Annotated in this window: 19 protein-coding genes; 6 read left to right on the top strand and 13 right to left on the bottom strand. The window is 59.2% G+C overall.

What is annotated here, in order from left to right:
• Window positions 1-159: 159 nt before the first annotated feature.
• Together betB and betI are read right to left on the bottom strand one after the other, a co-directional pair.
• Entirely contained in the window at window positions 160-1632 is a 1473-nt protein-coding gene (gene betB, locus V6Z53_RS00380) for a betaine-aldehyde dehydrogenase (RefSeq protein WP_338583610.1), read from the bottom strand.
• A gap of 62 nt (window positions 1633-1694) precedes the next feature.
• On the bottom strand, window positions 1695-2288 hold the full coding sequence (betI, locus tag V6Z53_RS00375) for a transcriptional regulator BetI (protein ID WP_338583609.1): 594 nt from the start codon (window positions 2286-2288) through the stop codon (window positions 1695-1697).
• A 380-nt stretch (window positions 2289-2668) separates the two neighbouring features.
• Here betI and V6Z53_RS00370 point away from each other — a divergent pair, with 380 nt between their 5' ends.
• Window positions 2669-4609 (top strand): BCCT family transporter, encoded by a 1941-nt coding sequence (locus tag V6Z53_RS00370; RefSeq protein ID WP_338586593.1) that lies wholly within the window; start codon window positions 2669-2671, stop codon window positions 4607-4609.
• 202 nt (window positions 4610-4811) lie between these two features.
• Here V6Z53_RS00370 and choV read toward each other — a convergent pair whose 3' ends face one another.
• The 3 genes from choV to V6Z53_RS00355 all read right to left on the bottom strand — a co-directional run bounded on the left by choV (window position 4812) and on the right by V6Z53_RS00355 (window position 7857).
• Entirely contained in the window at window positions 4812-5990 is a 1179-nt protein-coding gene (gene choV / locus V6Z53_RS00365; RefSeq protein WP_338583607.1) for a choline ABC transporter ATP-binding protein, read from the bottom strand.
• Complete coding sequence (gene choW, locus V6Z53_RS00360) at window positions 5987-6832, bottom strand: choline ABC transporter permease subunit (RefSeq protein WP_338583606.1); 846 nt, start codon at window positions 6830-6832, stop codon at window positions 5987-5989. The genes choV and choW overlap by 4 nt, the downstream gene beginning before the upstream one ends.
• Before the next feature lie 77 nt (window positions 6833-6909).
• Window positions 6910-7857 (bottom strand): choline ABC transporter substrate-binding protein, encoded by a 948-nt coding sequence (locus tag V6Z53_RS00355; protein WP_338583605.1) that lies wholly within the window; start codon window positions 7855-7857, stop codon window positions 6910-6912.
• A gap of 435 nt (window positions 7858-8292) precedes the next feature.
• On the opposite strand from V6Z53_RS00355, the gene V6Z53_RS00350 reads away from it, so the two are divergent.
• The 3 genes from V6Z53_RS00350 to V6Z53_RS00340 all read left to right on the top strand — a co-directional run bounded on the left by V6Z53_RS00350 (window position 8293) and on the right by V6Z53_RS00340 (window position 12424).
• Entirely contained in the window at window positions 8293-9669 is a 1377-nt protein-coding gene (locus V6Z53_RS00350) for an L-serine ammonia-lyase (RefSeq protein ID WP_338583604.1), read from the top strand.
• A gap of 97 nt (window positions 9670-9766) precedes the next feature.
• Complete coding sequence (locus tag V6Z53_RS00345) at window positions 9767-10867, top strand: hypothetical protein (protein ID WP_338583603.1); 1101 nt, start codon at window positions 9767-9769, stop codon at window positions 10865-10867.
• Between the two features lie 453 nt (window positions 10868-11320).
• Window positions 11321-12424, top strand: a complete 1104-nt coding sequence (locus V6Z53_RS00340) for a GlxA family transcriptional regulator (RefSeq protein WP_047534337.1) — start codon at window positions 11321-11323, stop codon at window positions 12422-12424.
• Between the two features lie 140 nt (window positions 12425-12564).
• Here V6Z53_RS00340 and V6Z53_RS00335 read toward each other — a convergent pair whose 3' ends face one another.
• The 6 genes from V6Z53_RS00335 to V6Z53_RS00310 form a co-directional block, all read right to left on the bottom strand.
• Window positions 12565-12828 (bottom strand): hypothetical protein, encoded by a 264-nt coding sequence (locus V6Z53_RS00335; RefSeq protein WP_273918844.1) that lies wholly within the window; start codon window positions 12826-12828, stop codon window positions 12565-12567.
• Window positions 12829-13206: 378 nt separating this feature from the next.
• Complete coding sequence (locus tag V6Z53_RS00330; protein ID WP_338583602.1) at window positions 13207-14370, bottom strand: gamma-butyrobetaine dioxygenase; 1164 nt, start codon at window positions 14368-14370, stop codon at window positions 13207-13209.
• A gap of 13 nt (window positions 14371-14383) precedes the next feature.
• The gene (locus V6Z53_RS00325; protein ID WP_338583600.1) at window positions 14384-14860 is read right to left on the bottom strand and encodes a thioesterase family protein; all 477 of its coding nucleotides are present in this window, start codon (window positions 14858-14860) and stop codon (window positions 14384-14386) included.
• A gap of 124 nt (window positions 14861-14984) precedes the next feature.
• Window positions 14985-15950, bottom strand: coding sequence for an L-carnitine dehydrogenase (locus V6Z53_RS00320; RefSeq protein WP_338583598.1), 966 nt, complete (start codon window positions 15948-15950; stop codon window positions 14985-14987).
• 142 nt (window positions 15951-16092) lie between these two features.
• Window positions 16093-16980 carry a 3-keto-5-aminohexanoate cleavage protein gene (locus tag V6Z53_RS00315; RefSeq protein WP_008008106.1) on the bottom strand — a complete coding sequence of 296 codons (888 nt, stop codon included), beginning with the start codon at window positions 16978-16980 and terminating at the stop codon, window positions 16093-16095.
• Window positions 16981-17065: 85 nt separating this feature from the next.
• A complete protein-coding gene (locus V6Z53_RS00310; RefSeq protein ID WP_338583597.1) occupies window positions 17066-18010 on the bottom strand; it encodes a choline ABC transporter substrate-binding protein in 945 nt (314 codons plus the stop codon).
• A gap of 226 nt (window positions 18011-18236) precedes the next feature.
• Here V6Z53_RS00310 and V6Z53_RS00305 point away from each other — a divergent pair, with 226 nt between their 5' ends.
• Entirely contained in the window at window positions 18237-19181 is a 945-nt protein-coding gene (locus V6Z53_RS00305; RefSeq protein WP_085716447.1) for a GlxA family transcriptional regulator, read from the top strand.
• A gap of 130 nt (window positions 19182-19311) precedes the next feature.
• On the opposite strand, the gene V6Z53_RS00300 is transcribed toward V6Z53_RS00305, so the two are convergent.
• Together V6Z53_RS00300 and V6Z53_RS00295 are read right to left on the bottom strand one after the other, a co-directional pair.
• Window positions 19312-19728 carry a DUF3010 family protein gene (locus tag V6Z53_RS00300; RefSeq protein WP_338583596.1) on the bottom strand — a complete coding sequence of 139 codons (417 nt, stop codon included), beginning with the start codon at window positions 19726-19728 and terminating at the stop codon, window positions 19312-19314.
• A gap of 61 nt (window positions 19729-19789) precedes the next feature.
• A complete protein-coding gene (locus tag V6Z53_RS00295; RefSeq protein ID WP_338583595.1) occupies window positions 19790-20191 on the bottom strand; it encodes a lysozyme inhibitor LprI family protein in 402 nt (133 codons plus the stop codon).
• A 223-nt stretch (window positions 20192-20414) separates the two neighbouring features.
• On the opposite strand from V6Z53_RS00295, the gene V6Z53_RS00290 reads away from it, so the two are divergent.
• Window positions 20415-21392: a dipeptidase gene (locus tag V6Z53_RS00290; protein ID WP_008019494.1), complete on the top strand. Its 978-nt coding sequence runs from the start codon at window positions 20415-20417 to the stop codon at window positions 21390-21392.
• The last annotated feature ends 21 nt before the right edge of the window (window positions 21393-21413 follow it).

Here is a 21413-nt window from a genome sequence, read left to right as displayed (position 1 = left end):
CGAGGGAGCTTGCTCCCGCTCGGCTGCGCAGCAGTCGCAAATCAGCGACCGAGTTCTGTCTGAATGAAAGCGGAACCTGGGATTGGGGCCGCTTCGCAGCCCAGCGGGAGCAAGCTCCCTCGCCACAAAAGGCCCCCAAACCTCAGGTTCTGCGTCAGATCAGAACACCGAGACGTAATCGCCCAGTTCGACCTGTACCGATTTGATGCGGGTGAAGTTGTTCAGCGAGCTGATGCCGTTCTCACGGCCGACACCCGACTGCTTGTAGCCGCCGACCGGCATCTTGGCGTCGGACTCGCCCCAGGCGTTGATCCAGCAGATACCGGCTTCCAGCTGATGAATCACGCGGTGCGCGCGGTTCAGATCCTTGGTGACGATACCGGCGGCCAGGCCGAAGTCGGTGTCGTTGGCGCGGCGGATCACTTCTTCCTCGGTTTCGTACGACAGGATTGCCATCACCGGGCCAAAGATTTCTTCACGGACGATGGTCATGTCGTCGGTGCAATCGGTGAACACGGTCGGCGCGACGAAGGCGCCTTTGCCGAATTCGCCGTCGGTCAGACGCTCGCCGCCGCACAGAACGCGTGCGCCTTCTTCCTTGCCCTTGGCGATGTAGCCCAGCACGCTTTCCATGTGTGCGAAGCTGACCAGCGGACCGAAGTTGGTGTTTTCGTCTTCCGGGTTACCGATGCGGATGCGAGCAACGCGCTCAGCGATCTTTGCTTCGAAAGCGGCTTTCAGGTGAGCCGGTACGAACACGCGAGTGCCGTTGGTGCAGACCTGGCCGGAGCTGTAGAAGTTGGCCATCATCGCGGTGTCGGCGGCGCGATCGAGGTCGGCGTCGTCGCAGATGATCAGCGGGGATTTGCCGCCCAGTTCCATGGTCACGTCTTTGAGCGACGAAGCCGAAGCGCTGGCCATGACTTTCTTGCCGGTGTCGGTGCCGCCGGTGAACGAGATCTTCTCGATGCGCGGGTGCTCGGTCAGCCAAGTGCCGACTTCGCGGCCGCTGCCGGTCAGGACGTTGAACACGCCGTTTGGCAGGCCGGCTTCGGTGTAGATCTCGGCCAGCTTCAGGGTGGTCAGCGAGGTGACTTCGCTTGGCTTGAAGATCATCGCGTTACCGGCCGCCAGGGCCGGTGCGGATTTCCACAGGGCGATCTGGATCGGATAGTTCCACGCGCCGATACCGGCCACGACGCCCAGCGGCTCGCGACGGGTGTAGACGAACGACGTGGTGCGCAGCGGAATCTGCTCGCCTTCGATGGCCGGCACCAGGCCTGCGTAGTATTCCAGCACGTCAGCGCCGGTAACGATGTCGACGTACTTGGTTTCGGAGAACGATTTACCGGTGTCCAGGGTTTCCAGGGCGGCCAGTTCGTCGTTGCGCTCGCGCAGGATTTCCACGGCGCGACGCAGGATGCGCGAACGCTCCATGGCGGTCATGGCGGCCCAGATTTTCTGGCCCTTTTCGGCGCTGACGACGGCGCGCTCGACGTCGTCGAAGGTTGCGCGTTGTACTTTTGCGAGGACTTCACCGTTAGCCGGGTTGATGGCTTCGAAAGTGGCGTCGCTGCTGGCGTCGCTGTAAGCACCATCGATGTAGAGTTTTTGCAATTCGAAACGGGCCATAAAGTCCTCGCAAGAGCATAAGTGGTTGGCACGGTCCGGTGGTTGAGCGTTCTGTGTGTGCTCTAACTCACCCGCTTGGCCAGTTGGAAATCCATGTATTCGTAAGCGATCTGTTGCGCTTGCTCAGTGTCGAAAGCATCTCCCGACAGCGCGCCGCGCAACCACAAACCGTCAATCAACGCTGCCAGGCCCCGGGCGGCGCTGCGCGCATCATCGAGCGGCAGCACACGGCGGAACTGGCAGCACAGGTTGGAATACAGACGGTGATCGTTGATCCGCTGCAACCTGTGCAAAGACGGCTGGTGCATGCTGGTGGCCCAGAAGGCCAGCCAGGTTTTCATTGCCGGGCCGTTGACCTGGCTGGCGTCGAAGTTGCCTTCGATGATCACCTGCAGATGCGCCCGCGGGCTGTCATCTGTCAGCGCCAGTCGGCGCGCGGTGACGTTCTCGCTCAGCACAGTCATCAAGTACCCCATGGTGGCGGCAATCAGGCCGTTCTTGTCCTGAAAATAGTGACTGATGATGCCGTTCGAGACACCGGCCAAACGGGCGATCAGCGCAATGCTGGCGTCCCCCATTCCGACCTGATCGACGGCCTGCAAAGTGGCTTCGATCAATTGCTGGCGGCGGATGGGTTGCATACCGACCTTGGGCATCTTGCACATCTCCTTAGGCCTTCCGGCAGACGTAGAACGTCTATCGGCTTGTGGGCCAGTCTATTTTGTTTTGATTGAACGTTCAATCAACAAAGAATAAGATCTGCGACAAATCGTCGCTATCAACAGATTTTTCCTACAGGTTGCGGCGAAAAAATCGACTTCCGAAAATGCTCGAAACCTACGCGCCACGGCGCTTCAGGCTTTCGGGCTTTTTTCGGGGTGTCTTTATATCACCCGCTGGTCGGCTGCCCACTAACCGATTGGTCGGGTAACACGTTTGTCTTGCGTTCTTCTCTCGCACTGCCCGGAGCATCTGTGCCATGAGTTCTGCCTCGCTAATAAAGACCCCACCCGAGAAGGTGACGGTCAACGGTTGGGTGTTCTACACCTCTACCGCGTTGATTCTGTTGTTGACCGCCATTCTGATCATCGCCCCGCAAGAGGCCGGCAGAATGCTGGGTACGGCTCAGGCCTGGTTGTCCCGCAGCTTCGGCTGGTACTACATGGTGGTGATTGCCGCCTATCTGATTTTCGTGGTCGGGCTGGCGTTTTCGTCTTACGGCAAACTGAAACTGGGCAGCAAGGACGACACCCCGGACTTCAGCTACGGCGCCTGGGCGGGGATGCTGTTTTCGTCGGGTATCGGCATTTCGTTGCTGTACTTCGGTGCTTCTGAACCGCTGGACCACTACTTCAATCCGCCGGAAGGCGTGGCCGGCAGCAATCTTGCCGCCCGTCAGGCGGTGCAGCTGACATTCCTGCACTGGGGCCTGCACGGCTGGGCGATCTACGCATTGGTCGGTCTGGCCGTTGCCTACTTTGCTTACCGTCATAACCAGCCGCTGGCGTTGCGTTCGGCGCTGTATCCGCTGGTGGGCGAGCGCTGGGTCAAAGGCGCGGCCGGTCATGCGGTAGACGGCTTTGGCATGTTCGTGACCCTGCTGGGTCTGGTGACCAACCTGGGGATTGGTTCGCTGCAAGTGTCGTCGGGCCTTGAAAACCTGTTCGGCATGGAACACAGCAACACCAACCTGCTGATCGTGATCATCGTGATGAGCACCGTGGCGACCATCGCTGCCGTGTCGGGCGTGGAAAACGGCATTCGCCGTCTGTCCAACCTGAACATCGTGCTGTTCAGCGGCCTGCTGATTTTCGTGCTGCTGTTCGGCCCGACCCTGCACTTGCTCAACGGCTTCGTGCAGAACGTCGGTGACTACCTGAACGGCGTGGTGCTGAAGACTTTCGACCTCTATGTGTACGAAGGCGACAGTGAGAAGTCTGACCGCTGGTTGGGCCTGTGGACGCTGTTCTACTGGGCCTGGTGGATTTCCTGGGCGCCATTCGTAGGCATGTTCATCGCGCGTATTTCCCGTGGCCGTACGGTGCGTGAACTGGTGGCCGGCGTGCTGCTGATCCCGCTGGGCTTCACCCTGGCGTGGCTGTCGATCTTCGGTAACTCGGCCCTGGACCTGGTGATGAACCACGGGGCGGTGGAGCTTGGGAAAACGGCGCTGGAACAGCCGTCCATGGCGATCTACCAGTTGCTTGAGCATTACCCGGCGTCGAAGGTTGTGATCGGCGTGTCGATTTTCGTTGGTTTCGTGCTGTTCCTGACCCCGGCGGATTCCGGCGCGGTGATGATGGCCAATCTTTCCTGCAAGGGCGGCAACGTCGACGAAGACGCCCCGCACTGGCTGCGGATTTTCTGGTCGGCGGTGATCACCCTGGTGACCATCGGCCTGCTGTTCGCCGGTAACTTCGAAGCCATGCAAACCATGGTGGTGCTGGCCGGCCTGCCGTTCTCGGTGGTGCTGGTGTTCTTCATGTTCGGCTTGCACAAGGCCATGCGCCAGGACGTGCAGATCGAACAGGAGCAAGCGGAGTTGGCGGCGCGCGGTCGTCGTGGTTTCAGTGAGCGTTTGACGCAACTGGACCTGCAACCGAGCCAGTCTGTGGTCCAGCGTTTCATGGACAAGCATGTGAGCCCGGCATTGCAGGACGCGACGACGCAAATGCGTGCTCAAGGCCTGGAAGTGCAGACGCTGCTGGGCAAGTCCAAGCGTTGCATGGGCGTGCGGGTCGAGATGGAAGAGGGCAACCCGTTTGTCTACGAAGTCAGCCTGGACGGTTATCTGGCCACGCCAACCGAGTCGGCGCAGTCCGATGAAGCGCGTCAGCGCTACTACCGTGCCGAGGTGTACCTGCACAACGGCAGCCAGGATTACGACCTGATGGGCTTCACTCAGGATCAGATCACGCGGGATGTGCTCGATCAGTTTGAAAGCCATCGGCAGCTCCTTGGCCGGGTGTATAGCTGAGGTGTGAGTGGCGCGGTGTTTCAGTCTGAAGCACCGCGTCGGCTTCATCGCGGGCAAGCCTTGCTCCTACAAGAGCTTCGCAAATCCTGTAGGAGCCGAGCTTGCTCGCGATGGGGTCATAAGCATCGAAGCCGCTTTACCCGATATCCCGATAAACAAAAACGCCGCGATCCTCTCGCGGCGTTTTTGTGTCTGTTGCCTTTTACCCCAGGTTCTTGCCGAGCAGCGCGTGATACAGCTCGCTGTCGCCGAGAATCCCCACCACATGGTTGTTGTCATGCAGCACTAGCTTGTTGCCGGTCTGGTAACGAATCTGCAACGCGTCGCGCATGCCGATGTTTGAATCCACCAGTGTCGGTTTGCGACCCAGGCCTTCAACGGCCTGACCCGGTACCCAGTTCTGCAAGTCCAGGGCAGAGCCGTTCTGACGAGCGCCCTTGATGGTGTTGCCTTCCGCCAGGTCCAGCCACGAATCGCCACCCGGATCGAGACATACCGAACCGTTGATGCGTTTGCAGTTGTCCAGGGTGCGCATCAGGCTGCGACCGCAGAGTACGTTCAGCGGGTTGGTGTGAGCGACGAAGGTCCGCACATAGTCGTCCGCCGGGTTGAGCACGATTTCTTCCGGCTTGCTGTACTGGATGATCCGACCGTCTTTCATGATCGCAATGCGACTGCCGAGCTTCAGGGCTTCATCGAGGTCGTGGCTCACGAACACGATGGTTTTGCTCAGCTTGCGTTGCAGCTCCAGCAGTTCGTCCTGCAGTCCTTGGCGGATCAGCGGGTCGAGCGCCGAGAACGGTTCGTCCATCAGCAGAATGTCGGCGTCCATCGCCAGCGCTCGGGCCAGGCCCACACGCTGTTGCATACCACCGGACAGCTCATCGGGTTTCTTGTTGCGCCATTGGGTCAGGCCCACCAGTTCGAGTTTTTCATCGACCAGTTTCTTGCGTTCCTTCTCCGGACGACCCTGCATTTCCAGACCGAAACTGATGTTCTCGCGCACCGTCAGCCAAGGCATCAGGGCGAACTTCTGGAACACCATGGCGATGCGCTTGGTGCGCATCATTTTCAGTTCGGCCGGGGTACAGGAAGCAATGTTGATCTGCTTGCCTTCGTGCTCGACGAACAGCTTGCCGCGGCTGACGGTGTTGAGGCCGTTGATGCAGCGCAGCAGGCTGGATTTGCCCGAGCCGGACAAGCCCATCAGTACGCAGATTTCACCTTTCTCGACATCCAGGCTGGCCTTTTCCACGCCAACGATCTGTCCGGTCTTTTTCAGGATCTCGCTGCGGGTCAAACCTTGATCGAGAAGCTTCAGGGCTTCGCGCGGATCCTTGGTGAAGATTACGTCGACGTCTTCAAAGCGAATTATGCTCATGCGTCACCCCCTACTTTGGCGTCGGGTTGTTTGCAGATACGGTCGAGCATGATCGCCAGCAGTACGATCGCCAGGCCCGCTTCGAAGCCCAGGGCGATATCAGCAGTGTTCAGTGCGTTGACCACCGGTTTGCCAAGTCCATCGGCGCCTACCAGTGCCGCGATCACCACCATCGACAACGACAGCATGATGCACTGGGTGATGCCCGCCGCGATGCTTGGCATGGCGTGGGGCAGTTCGATGCGTGAGAGCAGCTGACGGCGCGAGCAGCCGAAGGCCTTGCCGGCGTCCATCAGTTCTTGCGGAACATCGCGGATGCCCAGGTAGGTCAGGCGGATGGGCGCGGCAATCGCGAACACCACCGTCGAGATCAGACCCGGGACCACACCGAGACCGAAGAGGGTCAGGGTAGGAATGAGGTACACGAAGGTCGGTACGGTCTGCATCAGATCGAGCACCGGACGCATCATGGTGTAGAACATCGGTTTGTGCGCGGCGACGATACCCAACGGTACGCCGATGACCACGCAGACCAGGGTGGCGAACAACACCTGGGCGAGGGTTTCCATGGTTTCCTGCCAGTACCCCAGGTTGAGGATCAGCAGAAAGGAAGCGATGACGAAGGCGGTCAGGCCCCATTTGCGCTGGATGAAGTGCGCCAGTATTGCGATCAGGCCGATCAAGACCAGCGGGTTGAACCAGGTCAGCGCAAACGTCACGCCGTGGATCATCGTTTCCAGTGACACGGCAATTGCGTCGAAGGTGTTGGCGCCGTGTTGCGTCAACCATTCAACGAAGCCTGCGATGTACTGGCCTAAAGGTATTTTCTGATCAATCAGCATGGTAGTGAACGTCCGCATGCAAGGAAATAAACAGCCCGGACGGCGTGAGCCGTCCGGCATAAGCGATGCTCCCTAATTCAAGGCGTCAGTTTGGCTTTCACGGCCTCCAGGCCTGGTTTACCGTCAATGGTGGTCACGCCAGCGAGCCAGGTATCGAGCACCTGTGGATTCTTTTTCAGCCAGGCCTTGGCGGCCGCGTCAGGCTTCATTTTGTCGTCCAGGATGTTGCCCATCAGTTCACTTTCCATGTCGACGGTGAACTCCAGGTTCTTCAGCAACTGGCCGACGTTGCTGCACTCCTCGGCGTAACCCTTGCGGGTGTTGGTCGCCACGGTGGCGGCACCGAAGTCCGGGCCGAAGAAATCGTCACCACCGGTCAAGTACTGAATCTTGAAGCGCTTGTTCATCGGGTGGGGGGCCCAGCCGAGGAAGACCACGGCGGTGTCGCGTTTCTGGGCGCGGTCGACCTGCGACAGCATGCCGGCTTCGCTGGACTCGACCACTTTGAAACCGGCGTCTTTAAGGCCGAAGGCGTTCTTGTCGATCATACTCTGGATCAGGCGATTACCGTCGTTGCCAGGCTCGATGCCATAGATCTTGCCGTCGAGTTCTTTCTTGAATTTGGCGATGTCGGCGAAGTCATGCAGCCCCTTGTCGTACAGCGCTTGTGGCACGGCGAGGGTGTACTTGGCACCCTTCAGATTGGTGCGTACGGTTTCCACGGTGCCGGCATCGCGATACGCCTTGATGTCGTTTTCCATGGTCGGCATCCAGTTACCCAGGAACACGTCCATGTTCTTGCCGTCGGCCAGGGACTTGTAGGTCACGGGAACGGAAATCATGGTGGTCTTGGTCTTGTAGCCGAGGGCGTTGAGGACAACGCTGGTGGTCGCGGTAGTCGCGGTGATATCGGTCCAGCCGACATCGGAGAAGTTTACGGTGTTGCATTGGGCCGGTTCGGCGGCTTGCGCCAGAACCGGCAGGCTAAGCAGGGCGGCCAACAACAACGACGGGGAACCTTTCATGGATGGACTCCTTGGTGTTTTTTTTGGCAGTGTTCCGACTGGACCACCGCACTTATAGGTTGCGGTTGGATGGCGTTTTGGAGACAGCTCTACCACGGCGCCTTGCAATCGAGTCGATATGATCATGTACCAGTGAAAATCTGACGCCTACAGGGGGCGTCGTAACCAGTACAGGGATGGTCGCATCCAGTGTCAGTGACGTCGTTTACAGATTTTTTCAGTCCCTTTTTCCCCTCTGCGCCGCAAAAAAACGGCGAAAACATGGCGCAAAACGCACACGGCGTTACTGGGCATGAGTGCGTCGGTGTGAGACGTCGAACGACATGACAAAAGGCTGATGATGCGGCCATCTCGGCGGATTGCAGCTTGAGCGTAGCAGCTCCGCCACCGGGCGCTTTTGCGTCTGGAGTTGGCTCATCCAGGAGTTCGGCAGTAATGGCTATCAGTGTTTTCGACCTGTTCAAAATCGGCATCGGCCCTTCCAGTTCGCACACCGTGGGGCCCATGCGGGCGGCGGCGCTGTTCGTGCAGGGTCTGCGTGATCGCGGATTGCTTGAGCAAGTACGGCGCGTCGAAGTACAGCTCTATGGTTCGTTGTCGGCCACCGGCATCGGTCACGGCAGCGACAACGCGGTGATCATGGGCCTGATGGGCGAGTGGCCGGATGCGATCGATCCGTCGCAAATCGGCATCCGCATCGCCACCCTGCGCGAAACCCACACGCTGCTGCTCGATGGTCGCTTGTCGGTGCCGTTCGTTTGGAACAGGGACATGCGTCTGATCGACGAAAACCTGCCGTTCCATCCGAATGCCATGACCCTGATTGTCGAAGGCGATGACGGCGAACTTCATCGCGATACCTACTATTCGGTCGGCGGCGGTTTTGTCGTCGATGAGTCGCAAGCCTCCAGCGGCGTGGTCGATCTTGATCGCACGGTGTTGCCGTACGATTTCTCCAGCGCGGCGGAGCTGCTGGCGCTGTGTAAAAAGCACAACTTGCGCGTTGCTGAACTGATGCTGGCCAACGAGAAGGTCTGGCGCAGCGAAGAAGAAATCCGCAGCGGTCTGATGACGCTCTGGCGCGCCATGCAGGATTGCGTCGAGCAAGGCCTCAAGCACGAAGGCATCCTGCCCGGTGGCCTGAATGTGCGCCGGCGCGCGGCCAAGCTGCATCGCAGTTTGCAGGAGCTGAACAAGCCCAACGTGATCGGCTCAACGTTGAGCGCCATGGAGTGGGTCAACCTGTTCGCTCTGGCGGTCAACGAGGAAAACGCGGCCGGCGGGCGCATGGTCACGGCACCGACCAATGGTGCGGCGGGGATCATTCCGGCGGTGTTGCACTACTTTATGAAATTCAGCGAAGACGTAACCGACGCCAATGTCGTCGACTACTTCCTGGGTGCTGCTTCAGTCGGGATCTTGTGCAAGAAGAACGCTTCGATCTCCGGTGCCGAAGTCGGTTGCCAAGGCGAAGTCGGCTCGGCCTGCGCGATGGCAGCGGCGGGGCTGGCGGAAATCCTCGGTGCTTCGCCGGAGCAGTTATGCAACGCGGCGGAAATCGGTCTGGAACACAACCTCGGCCTGACGTGCGACCCGGTGGGCGGTCTGGTGCAGGTGCCGTGCATCGAGCGCAACGCCATTGCGGCAGTGAAAGCGATCAACGCGGCGCAGATGGCTTTGCGCGGTGATGGGCAGCACTTCATTTCGCTGGATCGGGTGATTCGCACGATGCGCGATACGGGGGCCGATATGCATGACAAATATAAAGAGACATCGCGGGGTGGGTTGGCGGTTAGTGCGGTTGAGTGTTGATGTGTAATGTCAGAATCACTTGGATACAGGTGTAAATCCTTTGCAGGAGTAGTGTTCTCTAGAATGCTGGCGCTCAATTTCCCGACATCGAGGACTTATGTTAACGACAACGCTATCCAGTTCTGTTCCCAATCTTGGTGGAGTGCTTCTGGATCCGGGCTTTCGTGCGAAAACAACGTTGGTACACAAACAATTGGTTTCGGCAGCAAACAATCCGGGCTCGCTTCATCTTGCCAGTAGCAGCAAATCGGCATGGGTGAAACACGATTGTTCTCCAGCGACGTTGCTACATAGTGTTGAAGTTCATACCAAGCGTGGCCTGTTGAACTTGAATGCGTCGAAGGACTTTGCCACCGGTGCGCTCAGCCAAGAGAGCAAGCGTGAGGTTGAGCGTGCAGTGACCTCTACCGTGGCCGCACTGAATCAAGTTATGGCAAGGAACGACGCCGGACCACCGTTAATTACAATTCACGAAAACCATTTGATCGGTGATGGTTTGGTTCATGAGGATCGCAATATTCCCCGAAGTGGTAACCCTGACGATTATGATCGTTACCATACGCTGGGAGTTCCTTTTGCGGAAAATGGTCGCATGCAGGCCCATTATCATCTTGAGTTCCGGGGTGGGTTAACTGCCGCAGCCGTTGCTGATGTACTTAATAGTCTCAATGATTTAGGAACGGTAATCGCCGGGAGCGAAATCATTTCAGCAGAAGATATCGAACTGATTCTTGGCAAGATGCCAGCGAACGATGCTGCGAAGTCATCATTGCGTATGGATATCAAAGCTGTCCGCCAGTTGATTCCAAGTGAACTCGGTGCAGGCTCATCAAAAACACAGGTTCGCGATGAGTTGTTTGGTGCATTTACTGCCCTGGGTAGCGCAAATGTAGAGGTAAGCACGGGCCAGGTGTTTCGGAGTGCTCATATGAACGAATTTCGCGTTGCAGAGCCTGACTGTCTGGGTAACGGCAATACCCGGCTGAGTGATGATCTTGCATTAATTGAGTCTATTTCAGGTGGCAGTTCGGTTTCTTCTTTGACCACCCAGCACTTGTTGGATATTCACCTTTCTTTTCGAAAAGCGATGACTGATCTTCCCGATACGGCGGTAGTCGGGATGAAGGAGGTTCAAGCATTTAAAGAGCGGCTGGAGGTTGCCTCAGAGCAGGTAGTAGGTATGTTGCGGCGGTCCTGATTATCGCAGGCCTGTTTGCGACGAAGACCAGTCAAAACTGCGCGCTAAGTGAACACCCGGTTTAAACCGCGCCACCTTTTGGCGCGTCGCTAACAGATAACTCGTCTCACCCGGTGGTCGGCTCTCAACCGGAGTCCGACCATCCGTCACCCGTGCTTGCGGTGACACTCTTCCCCGGCTGCTCGCAGCCCTGTTCCCACAAGTGCTACCGATTTGCTCACCGCTTGTGGGCCGGGCACTTGCCAGTCCTGATGGCCATTTAAATCCTTACTCCCTGCGTGTCATATACAGACACATTCCGACGTCGTTTTTAGGAGTTATTGAACGCGCATTCAAATTTAGGCATGGCAATTGCTCTGTCATTACTAAAGCCCGTCTCCCACGCGAGAACGATGGCAATAACAAGAGCCTCCGCCTGAGGCCATCACCCGCTTTGTGTGAGGAGATACCGCGATGACGTCGTTCAACTCCGGGGCCCAACCCCAGAACCGTGCGCCTCAATCCATCGGCTTTCTGCTGCTGGACAATTTCACGCTGATTTCCCTGGCGTCCGCAGTGGAACCACTGCGCATGGCCAACCAGTTGTCCGGTCGTGAGCTGTATCGCTGGACCACCCTCACCGTCGATGGCGGTCAAGTCTGGGCCAGTGATGGTCTGCAGATCACCCCTGACGCCTCCATGCACAAAGCGCCGCCTCTGGACACCGTGATTGTCTGCGGCGGTATCGGTATTCAACGCACCGTTACCCGCGAACACGTGTCATGGCTGCAAAGCCAGGCGCGTCAGTCCCGACGCCTCGGCGCGGTCTGCACCGGCAGCTGGGCCCTGGCCTGCGCCGGCCTGCTGGACGGTTTCGATTGCAGCGTGCACTGGGAATGTCTGGCGGCGATGCAGGAAGCGTTTCCGCGTGTGGCCATGAGCACGCGCCTGTTCACCCTCGACCGTAACCGGTTCACCAGCTCCGGTGGCACCGCGCCGCTGGACATGATGCTGCACTTGATCAGCCGTGATCACGGTCGCGAACTGTCCGCCGCGATCTCGGAAATGTTCGTCTACGAGCGCATCCGCAACGAGCAGGATCACCAGCGCGTGCCGCTCAAGCACATGCTTGGTACCAACCAGCCGAAGCTGCAGGAAATCGTTGCGCTGATGGAAGCCAACCTGGAAGAGCCGATCGATCTCGACGAGCTGGCGGTGTATGTCGCCGTGTCCCGTCGTCAGCTCGAGCGGCTGTTCCAGAAGTACCTGCATTGTTCGCCGTCGCGTTACTACCTGAAGCTGCGCCTGATCCGTGCGCGGCAGTTGCTCAAGCAAACGCCGATGTCGATCATCGAAGTGGCGTCGGTGTGTGGCTTCGTGTCCACGCCGCACTTCTCCAAGTGCTACCGCGAATACTTCGGCATTCCGCCGCGTGACGAGCGCGTTGGCTCCAACACCACCCAGCAAGTGGCGATGATGCCGCTGCCGCAAGCGTTGGTGCTGTCGCCGTTGTCCGGGCCGTTGTCGGCGCTGAGTCAGGCGCGTAATGAGTCGACGTTCGCCAGCGTAAGGCTTTAAACCGTTGTGGCGAGGGAGCTTGCTCCCGTTCGAGCGCGAAGCGGTCGCAAAACCAGCGAATGCTATCTATCTGAAGGAAAGCATTTACTGGTTTTGGGACCGCTTCGCAGCCCAGCGGGAGCAAGCTCCCTCGCCACAGATCAGGCGCTACGGCTCTGTTGATACTCCGCCAACGCCGGCAGCAACTGTTTGTCGATGGCCTGGCGCACGGCCGGCAGGATCGTCGCGCTGCTGGTGTACATCTCCTTGACCATCTTGCGCAGTTCATACGCCCGGGCATCGTCCAGGCCCCTTACGGCGCACTCGCACGCCTGTTCGGCGGTCGCGCCACTGGGCACTTGAAACCCCAATGCCTTGAGCTGGCCCAACAGGTCTTCCTGGTCTATCAAATCGGCGTACATCATGACGCAATCCTTCTTCAGGGAACGGTGTCGTGACTCGATTCTGGTGGGGGTGTCGGGTGTCGGCAAGGGCGATTTGTCGCAATGGCCGCAATGGCTATGAACAGGTCGTTTTCGGCTAACTTGCCGCGAAGAGGAGTGGGCACACTGGACCCAGCTCGCTTCACGAAGGTTTGGTCACCCTCGCACGGCAGCTCCTCAACAGTACCCTCTGCCTCGATCCTGTCACGGCTTGATCGGGGTTTTTTTTGTCTGTGATTCAGGGGGTAGGAGGGTGTTTGAACTGACGCCATCGCGAGCAGGCTCGCTCCCACATTTGATCTGCGTCGTGCACAAAACCCCTGTGGGAGCTGGCCTGCCAGCGATGAACGATGACGCGGTTTAGCGCTGCAACACGAGAATCCGCGACAGCAACTCATCCCGGTCGACATAGCAACCCTGGAAATGCCGTGCCCCCGTGGCGGGATCGAACGCATTGCGCGCATGCAAGGTGCGGCGGTTGTCGAAGCACCACAGCTCACCGGGATTGAGCCGCTGCATCAGCCTGAACCGAGGCTCGCGAGTCATCGCTATAAAGCGGCGATAGGCGCGATAAAGCTTGGGCATCTGCTCCACCGACGCATCGAACGGACCGCGCAGAAAGTTCGCCATGCGGATTTCTGACACTTGCCCCAAGGCGTTCAGAGCGATGATCGGCGCGAGGCAGCGATAGTCGCTGTGGCGGTCCTTGTTGCGGAACTCCACGGGGATCTCGCAGAGGCTATTGAACGACTCCGGATCTTCCCGACGCAACGCATCGGCAATCGCGAAACCGTCGACAAAAATACTCTCGCCACCCTCGGCGTCGTTCACCAGGCAATGCAGGAATTGCAGCCCCGGTTGCAACTCCCGAGTCGGCAGGTCGCTGTGCAATGGCAGGTTAAAAGCGGTGTAGGCGTTGCTGTCGGCGTCGGCCTTGGATTGCACGTTGAACAGGACACCGAAATTGCTCTCGCGGATGAAGGAAATCCGCTGGGCGATCAGCTTCAACGAGCCGGGCTCGGTGGGCACACCACGGACCTGAGTCAAACCGGTATCGCGCACGGCCAGCAGCCATTGCAGCAAGGCGTCGTTGTCGTTCATCAGTGCGTGATATTCGAATACCGGCAACTGCAAATCACTGTGCCAAAGCCGGGCTTTGGGTTTGCCTGCCAGGCGCTCGGCGCGGGACTCGTCGTCATAGGCGTGGGCCCTCAACCAACCTGGATCGAAGCGACTGAGGTGGCCGTCCTGCCATTGAACGCACAGGCAACCCTCAGCGTCGACACTGGTTTCGGCGGGCAGCAGGTTTTCAGGCACGTCGACGATTTCCAGCACCTGTTCGCGGGTCACCGTGTAGACACATTGCGGGCACGGGCAGTTGTCCCGCAGCCATTGATGGTGGAAAGGGCTGACGCGGGTATCGGCCCACTTCACCAGAACACGATCCGCCAAGGCCTGCACGCCTGTCAGCGCGCTGATCAACGGATAAGTACGGAAGTCGGCAAAAGCGGCGGCGGTGTTCATGGCGATCTCCTTGTTATTTTTTTGGTGGTAACGCGATCACTCGGCCGATGTATTCGGGGGTTGGCAGGTCGGTTTGTTCGGCGACGATGGCTTGCAGTTTGCCCAGGGTTTCTTCACTGAACGGTGCGGAACGAGGACCGGCCAGATCCACGTGCAGCAACATTTGTTCGTTGCCTGCCAGCTCCTTGTCGTCACCGACCAGATGCAGGCTGTGATAGAGGTGCAGGCGCTTGCTGTCGTGGGCGATGATTTGTGTGTGCACCTCGACGTCGGCGTCGAGCTTCACTTCGTGCAGGTAATTCAGGTGCAGTTCGAGGGTGAACAGCGAATTGCCGCTGGCTTCGCGGTTGTTGCTGTCCATGCCGAGGCGATCCATCAGGGCGTCGGTGGCGTAGCTGAAAATCAGCAGGTAGAAGGCGTCGCGCAGGTGGCCGTTGTAGTCGACCCAGTCGGGGATGATTCTGGTTTGGTAGGTGGTGAGGGTGGGCATGGTTTTGGTTCCAACAAAAGTGGTGACTGGACTGCGGCTATCGCGAGCAGGCTCACTCCTACAGGGGAACGCATTCCAATGTAGGAGCGAGCCTGCTCGCAATGGGGCCGGCCCTGTTGACGGATTACTCGCTGAACGCCATCCCGTGCTTCTCTTTGGTGGTCTTCACTGCCTCAAGCACCGCCAGCAGGCAGTCATCACGATAGCGTTCCAGCGCCGAAATGCTGTGTTTGCCCAGTTGATCGCTGGTGCCGTCCACGACATCGTCGATCAGTTTTTCGGTCAGTTCCGGCGCCGGCAGGTAGGTCCACGGCAACTGCAATGCCGGGCCAAACTGCGCCATGAAGTGGCGCATACCGGCATCGCCGCCGGCCAGAGTGTAGGTCAGGAATGTGCCCATGAACGACCAGCGCAGACCGGCGCCAAAACGGATCGCGTCGTCGATTTCACCAGTGGTTGCCACGCCGTCGTTGACCAGGTGCAACGCCTCACGCCACAGCGCTTCAAGCAAGCGGTCAGCGATGAATCCCGGTACTTCCTTGCGCACGTGCAGCGGGCGCATGCCGAGGGATTCGTAGACTTTCATCGCTGCTTGCACAGCTTCTGGCGCGGTGTTTTTACCGCCAACCACTTCCACCAAAGGCAGCAGGTAAACCGGGTTGAACGGGTGACCGACCACGCAGCGTTCCGGGTGGGTCGAGCTCTCGTAGAACTCGCTCGGCAACAGGCCGGACGTGCTGGAGCCGATCAGGGCATTGGGCTTGGCCGCCGCGCTGATTTTGCTGTGCAGTTCCAGTTTCAGCTCAAGGCGTTCCGGAGCACTTTCCTGGATGAAGTCAGCATCGCGAACGCATTCTTCGATGGTGGCGACGAAGCGCAAACGATCCTGCGAGGCACCGGGTGCCAGGCCTTGTTTCTCCAGTGCGCCCCAGGCATTGGCGACGCGTTTGCGCAGCGCGGCTTCGGCGCCGGGCGCCGGGTCCCAGGCCACCACGTCGAGGCCATGGGCGAGGGCACGGGACACCCAGCCGCTGCCGATGACACCGCTGCCCAGTGCGGCGAAGGTTTTGATTTCGGTGATAAAGCTCATGGTGACTTCCTAAAGAGTTCGATGATCCCTGTAGGAGCTGAGCTTGCTCGCGATGGCGTCAGTACATCCGGCACATCTTTTGCGGTCGAAGTACCGCTATCGCGAGCAAGCTCGGCTCCTACAGGTGAGGTGCAGGTTTGGATTAACCGCGCTTGGTCAGGCCCATTTTTGCCCGACCTTCCGCCGGGGTCAGCACGCGGGCACCGAGGCGGCTGAGGATTTCGCTGGCGCGCTCGACCAGTTGGCCGTTGGTCGCCAGAACGCCCTTGTCCAGCCACAGGTTGTCTTCCAGACCGACCCGCACGTTGCCGCCCAGCAGCACCGCTTGCGCAGCCATCGGCATCTGCATGCGACCGATGCCGAAGCCAGCCCACACAGCATCGGCCGGCAGGTTGTCGACCATGGCTTTCATGGTGGTGGTGTCAGCCGGGGCGCCCCACGGGATGCCCAGGCACAGCTGGAACAGCGGGTTGTCGAGCAGGCCTTCCTTGATCATCTGCTTGGCGAACCACAGGTGACCGGTGTCGAAAATTTCCAGCTCGGCCTTCACGCCCAGTTCTTGAATGCGTTTGGCGCCAGCACGCAGCTGGGCCGGGGTGGACACGTAAATGGTGTCGCCATCGCCGAAGTTCAGGGTGCCGCAATCGAGGGTGCAGATTTCCGGCAGCAGCTCTTCGACGTGGGCCAGACGGGTCAGCGGGCCGACCAGGTCGGTGTTCGGGCCGAACTCCATCGGGTTCTCACCGGCGCCGATTTCCAGATCGCCACCCATGCCGGCGGTGAGGTTGACGATGATGTCGACGTCCGCTTCGCGGATGCGCTCCATCACTTCGCGGTACAGCGCCACGTCACGGCTGAACTTGCCGGTTTGCGGGTCGCGAACGTGGCAGTGAACCACGGTGGCACCGGCCTTGGCGGCTTCCACGGCGGCAGCGGCGATTTGTTTCGGGGTGACCGGAACGTGTGGGCTCCTGGCGGTCGTGTCGCCAGCACCGGTGAGTGCGCAGGTGATGATGACGTCGTGGTTCATGAGGCGGTTTCCTTCAGGCGTGGTGGTCCCGTCCGCAGCCCTGTCGGGCTGCGAATCGGTGGTTCGGTTCAGAAAAAAGAGCGGATTACTTACTGGTCAGTTTCAGGTTTTCAGCAGCCGGTTTGCCGTCGAAAGTGGTCACACCTTCAAGCCAGCGCTGCTTGTCTTGCGGGTGATCCTTGAGCCATTGCTTGGCCGATTCGAAAGCGTCCTTGTGATCCAGCAACGGCTGCATCATCCGGCTCTCGTCTTCGGCGGTGAACGTCAGGTTGCTCAGCAGGCGACCGATGTTCGGGCATTGATCGGCGTACTTCGGTGCGGTGACGGTCCAGACAGTCGCCATGCCTTCGTTCGGGCCGAGGGCGTCGTCGCTGCCGGTGAGGTAGGTCATCTGCACGTTGACGTTCATCGGGTGCGGCGCCCAGCCGAAGAACACCACGGCTTCCTTGCGGCGCACGGCGCGATCGACGGCGGCGAGCATGCCGGCTTCGCTGGATTCGACCAGCTGGAACTTGCCGAGGCCGAACTGGTTCTTGGCGATCATCGCCTTGATCTGAGTGTTGGCGCCCGAGCCAGGCTCGATGCCGTAGATCTTGCCGCCCAGTTCTTTTTCGAATTTGGCGATGTCGGCGAAAGTCTTCAGGCCTTTGTCGGCGAGGTAGGTCGGCACGGCCAGGGTGGCGCGGGCATCTTTCAGGCTTGGCGCTTCAAGCACCTTGACCTGGTTGGCGTCGACGAACGGGGTGATGGTCTGGGTCATCAGCGGGTTCCAGTAACCCAGGAACAGATCCAGGCGCTGATCGCGGATCCCGGCGAAGATGATTTGCTGGGAGGCGCTGGTTTGTTTGGTGCTATAGCCGAGGCCGTCGAGCAATACCTGGGTCATCGCGCTGGTAGCGATTACGTCGGTCCAGTTCACCACGCCCATGCGCACATTCTGGCAAGAGGCGGGTTCGGCGGCCATGACGCTGGCGCTCAGCAAAGCGGTACCACTGAGTGCAAGAACACAGCTGCTGATCAGTCGTTTCATTCTCAGGTTCCTCGGCAGTTTCATTATTGTGGGTCCGGACATCTTTGTGCGCCGGTGATGCCAAGTTACGCAGCTGTGTCCCCGTAAAAGCGCACTGCGGCGACCAGCTCTTGCACTGCAGCGACCTGACCTCTTGAATGCCTGTTGCAAGTGGCGTATCTACATCCTCACGCTACCCGTCCTCTCGTTACTCGGCCTCTTGTTACCTGCTAAGCGAGTGCGCTCCATGTCCCAGGATTTCTATTTCTTGTTGATGCCGGGTTTCTCGGCCATTGGATTTATCTCGGCCATCGAGCCGTTGCGGGTCGCCAATCGCTTTCGCGGCGAGTTGTATCGCTGGCATGTATTGAGCGCGGATGGCGGGGCGGTGCTGGCCAGCAATGGTATGTCGGTCAACGCCGATGCGGCGCTTGAGCCGCTGAAAAAAGGCGCGACGCTGTTGGTGGTCGCCGGCTTCGAGCCGCTGAAGTTCGCCACTCCGGCACTGGAACACTGGCTGCGCCGACTGGACAACGAAGGCGTGACCCTCGGCGCCATCGACACCGGCAGCTTCATCCTCGCCGAAGCAGGCCTGCTCGACGGTCATCGCCTGACCCTGCATTGGGAGGCTATCGATGCCTTCAAGGAATCCTATCCGCAGCTCAGCGTTACCCAGGAACTGTTCGAGATCGACCGTCGGCGCATCACCTCCGCCGGCGGCACCGCTTCCATCGATTTGATGCTGGATCTGATCGCCCAGGCCCACGGTCCTGAGCTGGCGATCCAGGTCAGCGAACAATTCGTGCTCGGCCGCATCCGCCCGCGCAAAGACCACCAACGCATGGAAGTTGCCACGCGCTATGGCATCAGCAACAAGAAGCTTGTTCATGTGATCGGGGAAATGGAGCAGCACAGCGAGCCGCCGCTGAGCACGCTGGAACTGGCGGAATCGATCAAGGTGACGCGTCGGCAACTGGAGCGCCTGTTCCGGTTGCACCTGAACGACACACCGAGCAATTTCTATCTGCGATTAAGGCTGGAAAAGGCTCGGCAATTGCTGAGGCAGACGGATATGAGCGTGCTGGAAGTGAGCATCGCGTGCGGGTTTGAATCGCCGTCGTATTTCACCCGCAGTTATAGGGCGAAGTATGAGCGTTGTCCGCGAGAGGACCGGCGTACCGCAAAAGCATGAACACCCGAAAACCCTGTGGGAGCCAGCCTGCTGGCGATAGCGGTCTGTCAGACACATAAATGTCGACTGATGCACCGCCATCGCCAGCAGGCTGGCTCCCACAGTTAATTTGGTATTTCAGGAAGATCGATTACTTCTTCACCAACGCCGAACACGCCGCCTTGTACGCCTCATGCTGATACTTGTTCAGCGTCTCCGGCAGCTCGACACTGAATTTCTTGCACTGCGCCGTGATCGTCTGCGGCGACAACAACGTCACCTCGCAATTCTCCAGCAACTGGAACACACCCTCGATCTTGAACGTGGTCGGCCCGCCGGCGAATTCACCTTTCTTGCCACGCTTCTTGATCGCTATGCGGTCGATGGAGTTTTCACGCACGAACGACGCCACCTGCGCGGCAAACAGCTTGACGTTGGCCGCCTCGTCATCATCGTCGAGGGCGATTTTCTTGGTGTTGAGGGCGACGTGACTCAGGGCCGTACCGTCGAGGGACGCTACGGCGATGATCGCTTCACTGCCTTTGATTTCGATGCCGCAGACTTTCATGTTGAATCCCTTGACTGGCTGATGGCGTGCAGCTTACAGCTCAAGTTGACTGACCATTGCATTACTCCTGCCCAATCGACTCCAAAAACTCCGACCGCTCATCACTCATCCGCGCCACGCAATCGTTTTGCGCCATGGTGAACGCCTTGCTGCCGGTTGTAGCCGGGAAGGCTTCCACGGCGCAGTCGGCGTCGCGGGTTTTCAGCCATTGGGCTTGGGCGGTTTTGATTTTGGCGCTGATGTCGGCCAATTGCGTCGGGTTCTTGCCGTAGAGCGACTGCATGCGCTCGTTGAGGCTTTTGAGGTTTTCGCTCAGCAGGTCTTCGGCGGTGGTTTTGCTGAAGGCCGAGCATTCCAGGGTCTGGACGTCGTTTTCGACTTTGTCGCAGGGGTTGTCGTCGGACTCCTCCGCTGCGTGTACGCCGGTCGCAATCAGTGCCAAAGCCAGAAGGATGGATTTCATTCAGGTCGCCGCTCTATTCCAGTGATGGGGCGAATTCTGGCCCAAGCGGACGGCCTTGAACAGGTCGCCAATAGTGCCTGGCGACGACCCTTTGTCGCGGATTGACGCTTTCGGCAATTCCCCTGTCGTTTTTGCACCCGGCTGCCCCTGCACCGAGGCATATGCTGGCCCCAAAGCGCCGGCAGACGATTCGGCGCATGAATCGCCAATAAGGGGACGCCTGATGAGCCCAGCCGAATTACACGCCGACAGCATCGTTATCGACGGTCTGATCATTGCCAAATGGAACCGCGAGCTGTTCGAAGACATGCGCAAGGGCGGTTTGACCGCGGCCAACTGCACCGTGTCGGTGTGGGAGGGCTTTCAGGCCACCGTCAACAACATCGCTGCCAGCCAGAAGCTGATCCGCGAGAACAGCGACCTGGTGATTCCGGTGCGCACCACCGCCGACATCCGTAAAGCCAAGGAGCAGGGCAAGACCGGCATCCTCTTCGGCTTCCAGAATGCCCACGCCTTTGAAGACCAGATCGGCTATGTCGAAGTCTTCAAGCAGCTCGGCGTCGGTATCGTGCAGATGTGCTACAACACCCAGAACCTGGTCGGCACCGGTTGCTACGAGCGTGACGGCGGCCTGTCGGGCTTCGGTCGCGAAATCGTTGCCGAGATGAACCGCGTTGGCGTGATGTGCGACCTGTCCCACGTCGGCTCCAAGACTTCCGAAGAAGTCATCCTCGAATCGAAAAAACCGGTGTGCTACTCCCACTGCCTGCCGTCAGGTCTCAAAGAGCACCCGCGCAACAAGTCCGATGAAGAACTGAAGTTCATCGCCGACCACGGCGGTTTCGTCGGTGTGACCATGTTCGCGCCGTTCCTGGCCAAGGGCATCGATTCGACCATCGACGACTACGCCGAAGCCATCGAATACACCCTGAACATCGTCGGCGAAGACTCGATCGGCATCGGTACCGACTTCACCCAGGGTCACGGCCAGGACTTCTTCGAATACCTGACCCACGACAAAGGCTACGCCCGCCGCCTGACCAGCTTCGGCAAGATCATCAACCCGCTGGGCATCCGCACCGTCGGCGAGTTCCCGAACCTGACTGAAACCTTGCTCAAGCGCGGCCACTCCGAGCGCGTGGTGCGCAAGATCATGGGCGAGAACTGGGTGAACGTCCTGAAAGATGTCTGGGGCGAATAAGCCGCCGCACTTCTGAATCCT

Source organism: Pseudomonas sp. MAG733B, from assembly GCF_036884845.1.
Lineage (GTDB): Bacteria > Pseudomonadota > Gammaproteobacteria > Pseudomonadales > Pseudomonadaceae > Aquipseudomonas.
Note: the sequence above shows the minus strand (reverse complement) of the source record. Positions and strands in the feature narration are given on the sequence as shown.